This is a genomic window from Moritella sp. 5 (assembly GCF_018219455.1).
Classification (GTDB): Bacteria; Pseudomonadota; Gammaproteobacteria; order Enterobacterales; family Moritellaceae; genus Moritella.
Genome location: NZ_CP056122.1, coordinates 1,095,382 through 1,110,526, shown reverse-complemented (window position 1 = coordinate 1,110,526; position 15,145 = coordinate 1,095,382). Strand labels below are relative to the sequence as shown.

Annotated in this window: 13 protein-coding genes; 7 read left to right on the top strand and 6 right to left on the bottom strand. The window is 39.5% G+C overall.

Annotated features, from left to right (window positions below; genetic code table 11):
- Nucleotides 1-2: 2 nt before the first annotated feature.
- Together HWV01_RS05065 and lrp are read right to left on the bottom strand one after the other, a co-directional pair.
- Nucleotides 3-2,639, bottom strand: coding sequence for a DNA translocase FtsK (locus HWV01_RS05065; protein WP_211674387.1), 2,637 nt, complete (start codon nucleotides 2,637-2,639; stop codon nucleotides 3-5).
- Between the two features lie 228 nt (nucleotides 2,640-2,867).
- A complete protein-coding gene (gene lrp, locus HWV01_RS05060) occupies nucleotides 2,868-3,362 on the bottom strand; it encodes a leucine-responsive transcriptional regulator Lrp (protein WP_019440948.1) in 495 nt (164 codons plus the stop codon).
- Between the two features lie 447 nt (nucleotides 3,363-3,809).
- Here lrp and trxB point away from each other — a divergent pair, with 447 nt between their 5' ends.
- The 4 genes from trxB (at nucleotide 3,810) to infA (ending at nucleotide 6,621) form a co-directional block, all read left to right on the top strand.
- Entirely contained in the window at nucleotides 3,810-4,766 is a 957-nt protein-coding gene (gene trxB / locus HWV01_RS05055; RefSeq protein WP_067040162.1) for a thioredoxin-disulfide reductase, read from the top strand.
- A 74-nt stretch (nucleotides 4,767-4,840) separates the two neighbouring features.
- Complete coding sequence (gene aat, locus HWV01_RS05050; RefSeq protein WP_211674386.1) at nucleotides 4,841-5,569, top strand: leucyl/phenylalanyl-tRNA--protein transferase; 729 nt, start codon at nucleotides 4,841-4,843, stop codon at nucleotides 5,567-5,569.
- A 12-nt stretch (nucleotides 5,570-5,581) separates the two neighbouring features.
- Nucleotides 5,582-6,265 carry an arginyltransferase gene (locus HWV01_RS05045; protein ID WP_211674385.1) on the top strand — a complete coding sequence of 228 codons (684 nt, stop codon included), beginning with the start codon at nucleotides 5,582-5,584 and terminating at the stop codon, nucleotides 6,263-6,265.
- 137 nt (nucleotides 6,266-6,402) lie between these two features.
- Nucleotides 6,403-6,621, top strand: a complete 219-nt coding sequence (gene infA / locus HWV01_RS05040; RefSeq protein WP_006032603.1) for a translation initiation factor IF-1 — start codon at nucleotides 6,403-6,405, stop codon at nucleotides 6,619-6,621.
- A gap of 173 nt (nucleotides 6,622-6,794) precedes the next feature.
- Here infA and HWV01_RS05035 read toward each other — a convergent pair whose 3' ends face one another.
- Nucleotides 6,795-7,085 (bottom strand): YeaC family protein, encoded by a 291-nt coding sequence (locus tag HWV01_RS05035; protein ID WP_211674383.1) that lies wholly within the window; start codon nucleotides 7,083-7,085, stop codon nucleotides 6,795-6,797.
- Between the two features lie 215 nt (nucleotides 7,086-7,300).
- Nucleotides 7,301-8,728 carry a glyceraldehyde-3-phosphate dehydrogenase gene (locus HWV01_RS05030; protein ID WP_211674381.1) on the bottom strand — a complete coding sequence of 476 codons (1,428 nt, stop codon included), beginning with the start codon at nucleotides 8,726-8,728 and terminating at the stop codon, nucleotides 7,301-7,303.
- A 363-nt stretch (nucleotides 8,729-9,091) separates the two neighbouring features.
- On the opposite strand from HWV01_RS05030, the gene HWV01_RS05025 reads away from it, so the two are divergent.
- Nucleotides 9,092-9,964 carry a DUF2989 domain-containing protein gene (locus tag HWV01_RS05025; protein ID WP_211674379.1) on the top strand — a complete coding sequence of 291 codons (873 nt, stop codon included), beginning with the start codon at nucleotides 9,092-9,094 and terminating at the stop codon, nucleotides 9,962-9,964.
- Between the two features lie 4 nt (nucleotides 9,965-9,968).
- Here the strand turns inward: HWV01_RS05025 and HWV01_RS05020 are convergent, their stop codons facing one another.
- Nucleotides 9,969-11,285, bottom strand: a complete 1,317-nt coding sequence (locus HWV01_RS05020; protein ID WP_211674378.1) for a hypothetical protein — start codon at nucleotides 11,283-11,285, stop codon at nucleotides 9,969-9,971.
- Nucleotides 11,286-11,780: 495 nt separating this feature from the next.
- On the opposite strand from HWV01_RS05020, the gene gap reads away from it, so the two are divergent.
- Nucleotides 11,781-12,794, top strand: a complete 1,014-nt coding sequence (gap, locus tag HWV01_RS05015) for a type I glyceraldehyde-3-phosphate dehydrogenase (protein ID WP_211674376.1) — start codon at nucleotides 11,781-11,783, stop codon at nucleotides 12,792-12,794.
- 82 nt (nucleotides 12,795-12,876) lie between these two features.
- Nucleotides 12,877-13,758: a D-hexose-6-phosphate mutarotase gene (locus tag HWV01_RS05010; RefSeq protein ID WP_211674374.1), complete on the top strand. Its 882-nt coding sequence runs from the start codon at nucleotides 12,877-12,879 to the stop codon at nucleotides 13,756-13,758.
- A gap of 73 nt (nucleotides 13,759-13,831) precedes the next feature.
- Here HWV01_RS05010 and HWV01_RS05005 read toward each other — a convergent pair whose 3' ends face one another.
- Nucleotides 13,832-15,001, bottom strand: coding sequence for a hypothetical protein (locus HWV01_RS05005; protein WP_249185447.1), 1,170 nt, complete (start codon nucleotides 14,999-15,001; stop codon nucleotides 13,832-13,834).
- Nucleotides 15,002-15,145: the final 144 nt, after the last annotated feature.

Genomic DNA, 15,145 nt, shown 5'->3' with positions numbered 1-15,145 from the left:
AATTAATCCTTCGGAGGCGGTGGCGCCAATACTTCTCGATTACCGTTATGTCCAGGTGAACTCACAATGCCCTGCACTTCCATCTCTTCGACGATACGTGCGGCACGGTTATAACCGATTTTAAATTTACGTTGTACGCCCGATACTGAACCCCGGCGTGTTTCTGTTACATGGTATACCGCTTGGTCAAATAACTCATCAACATCGGATGAACCTTCAGCGACTTCACCGGGTAGTAAGGTATCAGCCGTCGCTTCACCATTTAAAATTTCATCGATATAATTCGGTTCGCCACGTAATTTCCAATCCGCAACAACACGATGCACTTCATGGTCGTCAACAAATGCACCATGAACACGAGTTGGTACACTGGTACCGGCTGGCTGATACAACATATCACCCATACCTAATAGTGTCTCAGCACCAGCTTGATCAAGAATGGTACGCGAGTCAATCTTACTTGATACTTGGAATGCAATACGCGTTGGAATATTCGCTTTAATTAGTCCTGTGATCACATCAACAGAAGGACGCTGGGTTGCTAAGATTAAATGGATACCCGCAGCACGCGCTTTTTGGGCAATACGTGCGATTAACTCTTCAACTTTTTTACCGACAATCATCATCATATCGGCAAATTCATCCACGATAACCACAATCGCAGGCAGTTTAATCAACGCTGGAGCGGTCTCGTCCATACTATCGCCCGGCTTCCATAATGGGTCGAGTATTGGCTGACCAGCATCAATAGCTTGTTGTATTTTACTATTAAAACCAGCGAGGTTACGAACGCCTACGGCTGATAATAATTTATAACGACGTTCCATCTCACCCACACACCAGCGCAATGAGTTAGCCGCATCTTTCATGTCGGTAACAACTTCAGTTAATAAATGTGGGATACCTTCATACACAGAAAGTTCCAACATTTTTGGATCGATCATGATCATACGTACTTCTTCTGGCGAGGCCTTATAAAGTAAACTCATGATCATCACGTTAACACCAACCGATTTACCCGAGCCCGTGGTACCCGCAACCAATAGATGTGGCATTTTAGCCAGATCAACTACCACAGCATCACCGGCAATATCATGCCCCAATACCATTGAGGTTTTTGATTTAGCTTCCGTAAATGATGGGCTCGACATCACATCAGAAAGAAATACGGTTTCTCTATACTTGTTCGGCAATTCAAGACCAATAACCGATTTACCCGGAATAACTTCGACAATACGTACACTCATTGCAGATAATGAGCGGGCTAAATCTTTCGATAATGCCGAGATCTTACTGACTTTAATACCCGGTGCTAAATTTAGCTCAAAACGCGTAATAACGGGCCCAGGGTGTACATCGACAACTTGTGCTTTAATATTAAATTCGAGTAATTTCTCTTCGACTAAGCGCGCAACATGGTCCAGTTCCGCTTGAGATATCGGATTGGTTTTCTTGTTTGGCTTATCTAATAACTCTAAACCCGGCAGTAAGGTTAATGGCTTTTCTTTAAATTGCAGTGGGCTCGTTGATACGACTTGGTCTCCAACAATTTCAAAAGCATTATCAGTGCCGTTATTATTAATATGGAAAACAGGAGCCAGTACTGGTTCGTCCCGTTGTAGGTCAGTGCCTTGCTCTACGACAATAGATTCTTCAGCGCTCTGGTTATTAAAGCTTTGCGTATGTAAGCTGTTAGATTCGATAACACCATTATTGTCAGTTTGAATATCATTATCAGCAGGATAATCGTCCTGTATATGCTCAAACTCAGCAACATCGAATGCTGAGTTTGACGGTTCTTGGCATGGTGTAAGCTCATCAACGGCTGTGAATGATATATTAACTCCATCATTATATTCATCGGTCAGTGGTTTATCCGCTTGTTCAGGTATCACTTTTTCGCTTTCAACCTGAGCATTTACAGAGGGAGTACGTGTTTTCGGTACAGAAGCTTGATATTCATCCTCAGATACCAACGCGTCTTCATTTACTTCCGTTTTCACAGGTCGATTACTGAACTCTTTCACTTTATCGACAACAAATTGGCAGGCATTAATCACGCTCGCACCAAGCATATCAACAATTGTTAACCAGGATATCCCTGTTAACAGCGTAAAACCAATCGCAACAAAGCTCAGTAAAATAAGTGTTGAACCCAATATACCAAATAACTCACTGATCGCTTGTTCAACAACATCTCCAATTAAACCACCTGATGAAAAGTAATAAAGATCATCAAAATTAACAGATGCCAGTCCACAAACACCGATTAACAGCAATAATGCGCCAATCATACGTAAACCAACAGTAAAAAAGTCTATTTCATCAAGTTGTCTCGGACGCCAAAAGATAAACCAAGCCAATGAGACAAATGCGAGTGGTATTACATAAGCGTAAATACCAAAAGTGAAGAATAAAACATCGCCCATCCACGCACCGAGTGAGCCAGCGGCATTCTTTACAGGCCCTTCCCAGCTAGTTTGGGACCACGAGGGGTCTGCAGGATCAAAAGTCACTAATGCGACCATTGCATAACAAGCGATAAAGGTAGAAAAAATGAATCCAACTTCAAAAACGCGCTGGATACCTGATAATGGGGCAAGATATTTAGATGGAATAGCTAAATTAAATTTGTTCATCTTGATTTATGACTCTTGAAGGCGACGGTTTTACGTTATCTACTATACCTAAGTTACTGCAAGATGCACAATCAGCAAACCGAATGAAGGTAACTTGGGTATATGAGCTATCAACTTTAAATAAATGCTAGAAACAAAACAAGCGGCAATATGCCGCTTGTTGATTATTTATCATTTTATTTGCGCTAATCTAGGATTACGCTAAAAAATTATGTGCTATAAGTTAAATTAACGCGTTTTAATAACTAAACGGTTACTTTGTTTTACTTCTTCCATAACAACATAAGTACGTGTGTCATTAACACCCGGTAAACGTAATAGCGTTTCACCAAGTAAACGACGGTAAGCTGACATATCAGATACACGTGTTTTTAATAAATAATCGAAGTCGCCAGATACTAAATGACATTCTTGGATTTCTTCAAGCTCTTGAACCGCTTTATTGAATTGCTCAAATACATCAGCAGCACCACGATTTAGGGTAATTTCAACAAAAACAAGCAATGAAGCATCCAGAAATTGTGGATTTAGAATTGCGGTATAACCTGTAATATATCCTTGGCGTTCTAAGCGTCGAACACGCTCTAAACACGGTGTAGGACTTAAACCTACACGTTTCGACAACTCTACATTGGAAATTCGGCCGTCTTTTTGCAATTCATTAAGAATATTACGGTCGATTCGATCTAGTTCCTTCATTGGTCGAGTTTTTACTTCCATCATCATTTCCACCCTTTTACATCCCAGTAAAACTTTGTTTTTCAAATAATCCATTCATTTGAATACGCAATAGTCAGAACTAACTTAAAGTACTAGCTAAATCCTAACCAAGATTATAATAGCCTACAATAATTCAATTTACGAGGCTTATGTTATGTGTTCCCGTCTCTAGAGAAACATAATATTTACAAAGACGTTGCTTACATAACAATAGGCTAACATCGATGTTTTATGTCTCAACCATCAAAATAGACGTTTCGTTGGTTTAAATAGACATTAACAGAACATTAATTCCATTGAAAGGGGGGATATGCAAAATATATAGCTGAATCGCGGTTTTCACTATTTTTGCATTATTATGCATTTTAAAATTATATTTTTACTCTACTATTTACCCCGCGCCACAAAGTTTTTACAATTGACCTCAATTATTGGTATTAAGGAATCGTAATGAGTAATACAAAACACTGCCGTCTACTTATATTAGGCTCAGGTCCAGCAGGATATACCGCAGCGGTTTATGCTGCTCGTGCAAATCTAAACCCTGTAGTAATCACCGGTATGCAGCAAGGTGGTCAGCTAACCACTACGACTGAAGTTGAAAACTGGCCGGGTGATGCTGAAGGGCTAACGGGTCCTGCATTGATGGAGCGTATGAAAGCACACGCTGAGCGTTTTGAAGCTGAGATCATTTTTGATCATATCAACGATGTTGATTTATCAGTGCGCCCATTTAAATTAAAAGGCAATGATGTTGAGTACACATGTGATGCGCTCATCATTTGTACTGGCGCATCAGCGAAATACCTTGGTTTACCTTCAGAAGAAGCATTTAAAGGCCGTGGCGTATCAGCTTGTGCGACCTGTGATGGTTTCTTCTACCGCAATCAAAAAGTGGCAGTTGTTGGTGGTGGTAACACCGCGGTTGAAGAAGCGCTTTATCTATCAAATATCGCTTCTGAAGTGCATTTAATTCACCGTCGTGAAGAATTCCGCAGTGAAAAAATCTTAACCAAGCGCTTACAAGAAAAAGTAGCCAACGGTAATATTACATTGCACCTGAACAAAACACTTGATGAAGTATTAGGTGATGAGATGGGTGTAACCGGTGTCCGTATGCGTGATACACGTACTGACGAAACCAACGACCTTGATGTAATGGGTGCCTTTATCGCTATCGGTCATCAGCCAAACACGGATTTATTCACTGATCAATTAACCATGAAAGATGGCTACTTGAAAGTAAATTCAGGCACAGAAGGCTTCGCTACGCAAACAACTATCCCTGGTGTGTTTGCTGCTGGTGATGTTTCTGACCACATTTACCGTCAAGCAATTACGTCAGCTGGAACAGGCTGCATGGCAGCATTAGATGCCGAACGTTTTCTTGATGGATTAGGCGATTAATCCGTTTATTCTGCTAAGGTGATACCCAAGGTATCACCTTTTTCAAGCCTCCTCCTTTTTCAAGATCCCCCTATATGCCAATCTATTTACCTGAACTTACTCACGACTTAGCTTACTTTCCACCAGTCAACACCGCGTTAAGCGAACCCGATGGTTTACTTGCTATGGGTGGCGATCTCAGCCCTGAGCGGCTTATAAATGCGTATCAACAAGGTATCTTTCCTTGGTTTGAAGAAGATCAACCTATTCTTTGGTGGTCACCGAGTCAACGCATGGTATTAACCCCAGGTGCAATGCATATATCACGTAGCTTACGTAAATCTTATCGTCGCCAAAATTTTAGCCTGTCTATCAACCATGCATTTGCAGAGGTAATTGAATCTTGCGCAGAACCTCGTGGCGATTCAGGTGAGACTTGGATAACAGATTCGATGCAGAACGCATATTTACAACTGCATGAAATGGGTTTTGCACACTCTATTGAAGTCTGGCAAGACGAACGATTAGTTGGTGGTTTATATGGCTTATATATTGGCGATATTTTCTGTGGGGAGTCGATGTTTCATACTACGACCAATGCCTCTAAGATCGCCTTCATCGGTCTACAGCAACATCTGGCGGGTATGGGCTGTAAGCTGATAGACTGCCAATTACATAATGAACACTTGGCCTCATTAGGGGCAACAGAAATTAGTCGTGACACATTTATCAAGCAACTCAATAACCGAGATGTGACCCCGAACCTGCATCTATGGCAGCCTCAAGCACTTGTATTAGACTTAATAGATAAGGCCAGTACATAGGAACACACTAATATGATTAAAGTAGCCTTAACGCCGCCAATGCCTTGCAGTTACCTTAGCGAGCAGCAAGAACAAATTCTTGTTGTCCAAGATGACCTATTACACAGCCAAGCAGGTTATGAAGTCTTATTACTCAATGGCTTTCGTCGCAGTGGTAATGACGTATACCGACCACACTGTCAAACATGTCAGGCTTGCCAATCAATACGTATTGATAGCCAATTATTTAAGGTAAGCAAAAGCCAAAAACGCTTACTCAACAAAAATAAGCACATTGAAATGCGGGTTAGCCATCAACCACAACCGGATTATTATCCATTGTACGAACGTTACATTAATACCTTACACAGTGATGGCGCCATGTTCCCCGCCAGCCAATCCCAATATGATGGTTTTATAACCAGTGCTTGGTTAACCCCCACCTTTCTCGAGTTTTATCTTAATGGCACCCTTATCGCGGTAGCCGTCACCGATGTGATGGCTGATAGTATGAGCGCCATGTATTGCTTTTATGACCCCGATTTTCTACACAATTCCTTAGGTACCTATGCTATTTTACAGCAGCTTTTATTAGCAAAGGCGACAGGTAAGCAATGGCTATATTTAGGCTATCAAATTGATCAGTGCAGCAAGATGAATTACAAGGTTAACTTTAACCCACATGAGCGCTTGGTGGCAGGAAAGTGGCAGGACTAATCCAGCCTAAGAGTCAATAATAAAGCGTTTTAAAAATAAAACGTAAATATCTTACCTATAATATATACAGGCCAGCGTAAATCTGGCATCATCTTGCGGTCAAATATAGCTATTATAATTAAATTTTAAGAGGACTCATGGCAAAAGAAGACAGCATTGAACTACAAGGTACAGTTCTAGATACACTTCCTAACACAATGTTTCGTGTTGAATTAGAAAACGGCCACGTTGTTACTGCGCATATCTCAGGTAAAATGCGTAAAAACTACATCCGAATTCTTACTGGTGATAAAGTTACTGTTGCACTAACACCTTACGATTTATCTAAAGGTCGTATCGTCTTCCGTGCCCGTTAATCACGAGCCTCTAAAAAAACCAGCGTAAGGCTGGTTTTTTTAGGTCTACGATTTACTGTATTTCCCACAACTTCATCTATCTAATAAAGTCTTAATAACCCTTCAATTTCAGACTGCCTACGACTCAATTTCGATCGTCTACAGTTGACCCCTTAATTACCCGATTTTATAGATTATTCAACATCTACACGTAAGATCTCTTCTTCCTGCGCTGCTTTTTTATCTCTGAATTGTTGCTTTAATACTGCTTTTTTAAGCATTGCGATTTCGCCATCAGTACCAATTGTAAAATGCTCAGGTTCAGTATTGAAACGTGACTGATACAGCATCACCGCTTGCAGTGAACTATCTTTTTGTGCCTGCGTCAATGCAGCACCATTTTCCCACTTACCGAGCTCTACCGCCGTTTTAAGCTTTTCATATACTTCCGGTGTCATGCTTTCAAGTAACTTATCAACTGACATATTTACATCCTTGGTTAATGCTTAGGGGGCGTCCCCTGCTAAATAATAAAATATACAGCAACCCTACTATAAATACGCGCCAATTTAAACTATAACAGCGCTCGCGTATTACTCGATTTACATATTCGAACAGAGTTTGCTATAAACAAAAAAGGAAGCCAATTGGCTTCCTTCATACAACTATCTTATATAGATAACTCTAATACACTGTTTGCTTATGCAAATTCGTGCATATCGATACCAGCCATTTTTTGCATTACGCGTAAAACCTGGCAGCTATAACCAAACTCATTATCATACCAAACGTATAATACTGCGCGGTTACCTTCGGCAATAGTAGCTAATGAATCAACGATACCAGAGAAACGGCTACCAACCATATCTGTTGATACTAATTCTTTAGACGTACTGAAATCAATTTGATTGTGTAATGGCGAACTTAAAGACATTTCTTGTAAGTAGCTGTTCAAAGATTCTCTTTCAACTTCTTTATCAAGGTTTAAGTTAATGATTGCCATTGATACATTCGGCGTTGGTACACGAATAGCGTTACCAGTCAGCTTACCTTTTAACTCAGGTAGTGCTTTTGCTACTGCAGATGCAGCTCCCGTTGACGTTAATACCATGTTCATTGCAGCGCCACGGCCACGACGATCGCCTTTGTGGAAGTTATCAATCAAGTTTTGATCATTAGTATATGAATGCACAGTTTCAACGTGACCGTTAGCAATACCGTATGCATCTTGAATCGTTTTCAGTACTGGTGTGATTGCATTCGTTGTACAACTTGCTGCTGATACAATGTTATCTTCAGGTAAGATATCAGTATGGTTAACACCATAAACGATATTTTTAATCTCACCTTTACCAGGAGCAGTTAGCAGGACTTTTTCTGTACCCGGCGCTTTTAAGTGCAGACCTAAACCATCTGTATCACGCCAGATACCCGTATTATCTACTACAAGTGCATTCTTAATACCGTGCGCAGCGTAATCGATTTGATCAGGACCATTTGAATAAAGGATCTTGATGTAAGTACCGTTAGCAATGATTGCATTGTTTTCTTCATCAATATCAATCGTACCATTGAACGGACCATGTACTGAATCACGACGTAATAAAGAAGCACGCTTCTCAATATCGCCAGGACCACCACGTACAACTATTGCACGTAAACGTAATAGATTGCTCTCACCTGTTTTATCAACAAGTAAACGCGCAAGTAAACGACCAATACGGCCAAAACCATATAGAACAACATCACGAGGTTCAGGCTGAGTATCGTTATTTAATGCAGGTGCTAATTCAGCACGTAAGAATGCGTCGATACCAGTAGAATCTTCATTATCAGTCCAATAGCGAACAGCCAAACGACCGATATCAATTTGAGAATTGCTAATTGGTAATTCACTGATCATTTGCAGTAATGGGAAAGTTTCAGTGAAGCGTAATATACGTCCTTCATGACGTTTAACTACACGGTGTGCTTTTTGGAGATCAATTGCTGTGGCATTTTGTAATGGACGACCGTAAATTAATACTTCAACGCCTTTATTACGGTACAGCTTTCCTAACAACGGTAGCATAGATTCTGCGAGTTCTTGGCTCTCTTGCCAGTTCAACAAATGACTTTCAGATGGCATCTTTTTTCCCTTTTAATCACAACTACATGTAAGAAACATTAAAACAACAGCCAGTTAACCAACGGCTGGTTTTTAATCAATTAGATAAGGTAATCATACAAAAATAACCACTAATTTACCAATTAATCATGTGAATTAGGTCTTTTTTTACTTTCTTACTTTCATTCAAAACACAAAAATTTAACAATGAAATAGTAACGGCTTTACTTTTTCCGCTTGCTCACTTTATGACCGAGGTGATAACTCAGTAATTCAGCACAAACATCGATAGCTTTAATCCCTTCAGTAATTTAAAAACGGAGTTAGACACAATTACTCAATCTGTGGTAGTGTTCCAAAATCACTCGTTTTAATCTTATTTTTATGTATCGTTTATTCTCTATTGGTCGTTTAATTCCAGTTATTGCTATTGCTAGTTTATTGGCAGCCTGTGGCGAGCCGAGCGATGTAGTGACTATATGCGAAAATGATAATGCGCTCTGCCAAGATCTAAATTCAGACCAATGGTGTCAAAGAGAAAGAGATAGTCTTATCACTGCCCGTTTTCACCTAAAGCAGAGTGAGACAGAACAAACACAGTATTCATTATTAACATCCCTCAATACTTATCAAGAGTGTATAAAAATTGCGGCACTAATCGAGCCAAGAACGCACCCAGAATTAAAAACCCTACGTGTTTCGGCGATGTTAAGTACTTATGATGAATTACTGGCATTAGAAAAAAAGACACTTAAGAGTAATAACCCGTATATCCTCAATTACCACTGGGTCACTCATAATAATGAAGCGGCAAAACGACGCTTTATCGCTTTATCTAAAAAACAAAGCTTTGATGATCCAGTATTGTATTTCGCCATTGCTAATATTTATGACAACAATACCGACAAAGCAACTGTTAATTTATTGAAAGGTATCCGTCTACTCGGCGATGATCACGAGATGACAACAAAGCTTATATATGGGTTAATCACCGCTTATATGCATCAAAGAAATTATGACCTCGCATATTTATGGTCACATGTGGCTATTATTTTAGAGGTTGAAAATATAAATCTAACGCTATTCACACATAACAAAATATCGCAAATTAAAAAGACACGTTTAGAAGTATTGGCAACAAGGATTGCAGAACAAATAGAAGATCAAGAGTTTACTGACGAGAGCTATCAATACATACTCTCATCAGTCAGTTTAATACCGCGATTAAAACCCGTTACGTACAGTAATAAAGGTTAACCTATTATAGCGATACAGGTTGAATTCCACGTCCTTCTAAATAAGCAGTTAATTCGTCAGGTAACTCATTATCCACTTGATAATAACAAGCACAAGCATGACGTTCGCAGCTTAATAAGATAATACTCAGTAATTCATTAAACTCATGATTCTGCCATATGCCAGCGTCACCAATCGTTAACCATTGCTGCATAATCGATAATGGCTGATTAATAACTAATCCTGTTGACTGGACCGTCGTGAAATCAATAAGCGCACGAAACGCCGCATAGTTATCTTGGCGAAGTTGATAACTGTTAATACCTTTTACAACACCACTGACCAATGCATTGTCTAATTGGCAATGCGCTAGTTCATAATCCGCCAATAACCAAGCCGTAAATGTACCTGAGTTCGCGCTATCATTCGCAAAATCAACATCGCGTAATAGCGAGACGCTGTTCTTCTCGTCATTTGCAGATACTAATAACCATAGGTAAAAATCATAGCTATCACGATTAGCATCTTGCCATTCAACCGTTTGTGTTTCTTGTCGAGAAGCAGTCACACCATCATTAACATAGGCAGCTAAATATTGTGCTAAATGTGTTTGATATAGCGCAGCTGTTTCCCTCACGTTTGTTAGCGTAATTGCAAATTCTTCTTGCTCTTTCTCTGCATTAAAATGACGTTGCAATTGCGCTTGTAAAGACTGTTCAGCGTCAGCGTTATCAGTAATGGCTGACACAGTAGACAGTGCGCGTGCGTACAATTGATTCAGTAATGTATCAGTTGCCGGTAATGCCGTCACAGTTGTGGCTTTCGCTGCAGTGACATTAACAGATGCTAACCTCGCAGGTGGATTAAACACCCAAGTCTCACCTAACGGCTCTTCACTGCCTTGGTCAAGAATAACCAATTGATAAACACCGACAGCAAGTGGCTGATCGAGACTAATTTGGTAGCTCTGCATTTCCATATCATGCAAATGATAAATACCATTTAATGACCATTCAATTGGTGTAAATTCACCGGTCTCAATGACAGCTCGATTTGCTCTTATTTCCCAGATCAAATCCTCGGTAACAAACTCAATAGGCAGATGCAGATCAAATTGAATCATCGCCGATTCATCCGCAATTATCACCGGTGGTAATGCATGTAGCCAAAACTGCTTAATTTCTTCTTCTAGCTTTACGTCTAATTCGTCTGTAAAACCAAAATCAGCCAATACTTGAGTAATTAACGTTGCAGGTAACGCTTGTTCTTCGCCATTGGCGTTTAATTCGGTACAGCTAAGACCAATCATTTGGCCTAATTGCAGAATGTGTTGTGCTGTCATTTGACACCTTAAATAGTAAACCTAGCACCATTATACGCTATCACTATTAAGATGCGAGAATACTCCGTATAACAATAATGCGGTTAATTGGTTTTTATCTACACTTGTCTATACTCCGCTAAAGTGAATATTTGTATTATTCAAACAAATGCATCTTAATTTTATCTATCGATTTAAAAATGATACAAATAAGACACTTAGTCAGGATGTTGACGGTTACAAATGAAATCAAAAAACATTTCAGGGAAATACCCATGCCAATATAGCGGTCTATGATCTCAATTTGTGATCTAGGTTATTTATTTTTTGTAATAAATAGTACAAAAACATATACACAATTGACATAAATCAGATAATTTTCGTAAATTTGCAACATTTTGTGATTCAACGCATACATTTTGGTATTTATTCTTGTCTTTCTATCAAAATCTTGTAAATTTACAACCAAGCAAGATTATTAATTCAAACTTACATTTAATTTAATGGATACAAGTTATGACAATTAAAGTAGCAATCAATGGTTATGGTCGAATCGGCAGAAACGTACTTCGTGCATTCTACGAAGGTGGTAAAGAGCAAGATCTAGAAATCGTTGCAATCAACGATCTAGGTGATTCAAAAATCAATGCTCACCTAACTAAATATGATACTGCACATGGTCGTTTCCCTGGTACTGTTGATTTTGATGCTGAAGCACTAATCATCAACGGCGATCGCATCCAAACGTTCTCAGAGCGTAATCCAAAAGATCTACCTTGGGGTGAATTAGGTGTTGATGTAGTACTTGAATGTACTGGTATCTTCACGAGTAAAGAAGCTTGTCAAGCTCACTTAGATGGTGGCGCTAAAAAAGTACTAATCTCTGCTCCTGGTAAAAACGTTGACGCAACAATCGTTTATGGTGTTAACCAAGACGTATTAACAGCTGACATGACAGTTGTTTCAAACGCTTCATGTACAACTAACTGCCTAGCGCCAATTGCTAAAATCTTAAATGATAACGTTGGTATCGTTAGCGGTATGATGACGACTATTCATGCTTACACAAATGATCAACGTCTATCTGATGTATATCACACAGATCTATACCGTGCTCGTGCTGCTGCACAAAACATGATCCCAACTGGTACTGGCGCTGCTGCAGCTGTTGGCCTAGTAGTTCCTGAACTACAAGGCAAATTCCAAGGTATGGCTGTACGTGTACCAACAATCAACGTTTCTCTAGTTGACCTTACATTTGAAGCTGGCCGTGATACTACACCAGAAGAAATCAACCAACTTATCACAGATGCAGTAGCTGCGGATCCAATCCTAGCGCGCGCACTAGCTGTTAACTTAGAGCCTCTAGTTTCTAGTGACTTCAACCACGATGCACACACATCTAACTTTGATGCGACTCAAACTAAAGTTCAAGGTAAACTTGTTAAAGTTATGTCTTGGTACGACAATGAGTGGGGCTTCTCTAACCGTATGCTAGATAACGCTGTTCTACTTATGAACGCTAAATAATCAAACTTGATTAATAATTCAAAGTTAATTGAATTATAATGTAAAGGCGGCCAATAGGTCGCCTTTTCTATTTTGGGGACTTATGTCATATCGCAATACAATCACGGATCAAATTAAGTTAACTGAGCATATTCAGTTAGTCACAAGTAACGGTCTTAAATATCTTCATGTTGCACATCCAAAAGCGGCTGCACATATCAGTTTGTTTGGTGCGCATCTACTTAGCTTCACACCAACCAATTCTGCCCCTGTAATTTGGATGAGTGATAATGCTATTTTTAATGGTGTAAAAGCCATTCGAGGTGGTGTGCCTATTTGCTGGCCTTGGTTTGGTCCAGCAAAGGACAGCCCGACAGTACAGCCTCTTGCACAAACACAAGATTTCCCCTCCCACGGTTTTGCTCGAAATCATCATTGGCAATTACTTGAGAGCCAAAGCAATGATGATGCCTGCCATATCCGTTTACAACTAACAGAAAATCCTGAAAGCAAACGATTATGGCCACATAGCTTTAAGCTTATTGCTGAGTTTATTATCAGCGATACATTAACGATAAACCTCACCACCCATAATACGGGTAATGACAGTTTTGATTATGGTGGTGCATTACACAGTTACTTTCAGATATCACAACCTGATGCAGTATCCGTTGATGGGCTAGATAATGATGCTAAAACGACTCGCACATTGGATGGCCATATTGATATCGTTTGTAAAAACCCAAGCGCAATCATTAAACTAAATGATAAACAACATCAGATCAAGATCAAGAACGAAGGTAACAATGCAATGGTTGTTTGGAACCCTTGGGAAGCGGGTGCAAAAGCATTTGTGGATATGCCTGACGACGGTTATCAAACTATGTTTTGTTTAGAACCCGCAATTATAGGTGAGAATGCGGTGACCATGGCGCCAGGAGCCAGCCACACACTAACAACTATTTTAAGTGTAACACCAGTATAAATACAATCTCAAGATGAGCTGATAATACATACTCTCGTGCCCATCTTGAAATAACATGGGTATAACGACACGATTAACGCTGTGCTAACGGTGTATCAACACTCCCATCAACCAATGTGCGAGCAGCAAAAATAAGGTTATCCACTTGCTGTGAGATACTGTATTTACTCATATCCTGTCCCGTTAACAAACGACCTAACTCTGCAAGTTGATTGCGTAAATGTCGGTCATTACGTACTTTTTCTTTGTCTCGTTGTGATAGTTTCGATGCAACCGCATCTTTTATACCACTCACCTGTGATTGAAAATCCAATGAGGTTAAGTTTTCCGTACCTAAATAGCTATTTAACGAGCTTAAGTGGTCACGGTAATTTATCACAACCCGTTCAGCCGATGTTTCAATTCTCGACTTAACCCAAATCACTTCTTTCGCAATACTGTCTGCTTGCTTTATTTTATTGTGACTCGCCGTTAATTGTTGTTGAATCGCGGTATTATCACGTGGATCGGTTTCAATTAACCGCTCTAAACTATATAAGCTATTCAGTGCTCGATTATAGCTTTCTGGAATTATTTCCTGATCGAGTAAATTAAATTCAGACGTTGGTAAACGTAATATTTTACGTTTTATTATATCAATTTCGAGCGCCTTATAATCACGCTCTAATTTAGTTTTTTGATGCTCTAAACCTAATCCAGAACCTCGATTTTCAATGAGGCTCGCAAACTGAATAGTCAAGTCTCGTAATTTTCTAAGGCGTGCACCAAAGCCATTCATATCAACATTATGAATAAATTCATCATGGTCACGGATCGTTGATAGCAATGGTGCAGTGATAAGTTTAGCCTGAAATGCTTTATTCATACTCAGCACAAATAGCGCCGATTCAGTTTCAATATCTTCACTGCCCGAATTAGAAAACCAACCACCGTTATTAGGCGTATAGTTCTCATACATTTTCAATAACTTTTCACGTTTTTTAACCGCGATTTCAAAATTAATTGGTGAGTAATAAGCAAGATCTTGTTTATCACCACGTTGATATAAAACCTCTACCGCATTCATCGCAGCATTTACCGTATTCATTTCTTCGAGCGCCGCTTCTGACATAACAAAACTATTGGCATTATTGGTAAAATCGGCCATAGATGCACAGCCAGAAAACATACTTGTCGCCAATAAAACACCAGAGAGTTTTAGCGATAATTTAAATTGTCGTTTGATTGGTAATGTAATAGGCATGAACATCTTCCTTTTGTTCTAGACAGACTTGAATTGCAACAACAGCATACGCTGCCAATATCAAGAAATGTGTCAAAAAAAAGAGAAATGCGACAATGCGTTATAAAATGGCACTTAGCTAAACACTAAAGGTGGAGAAGGTAT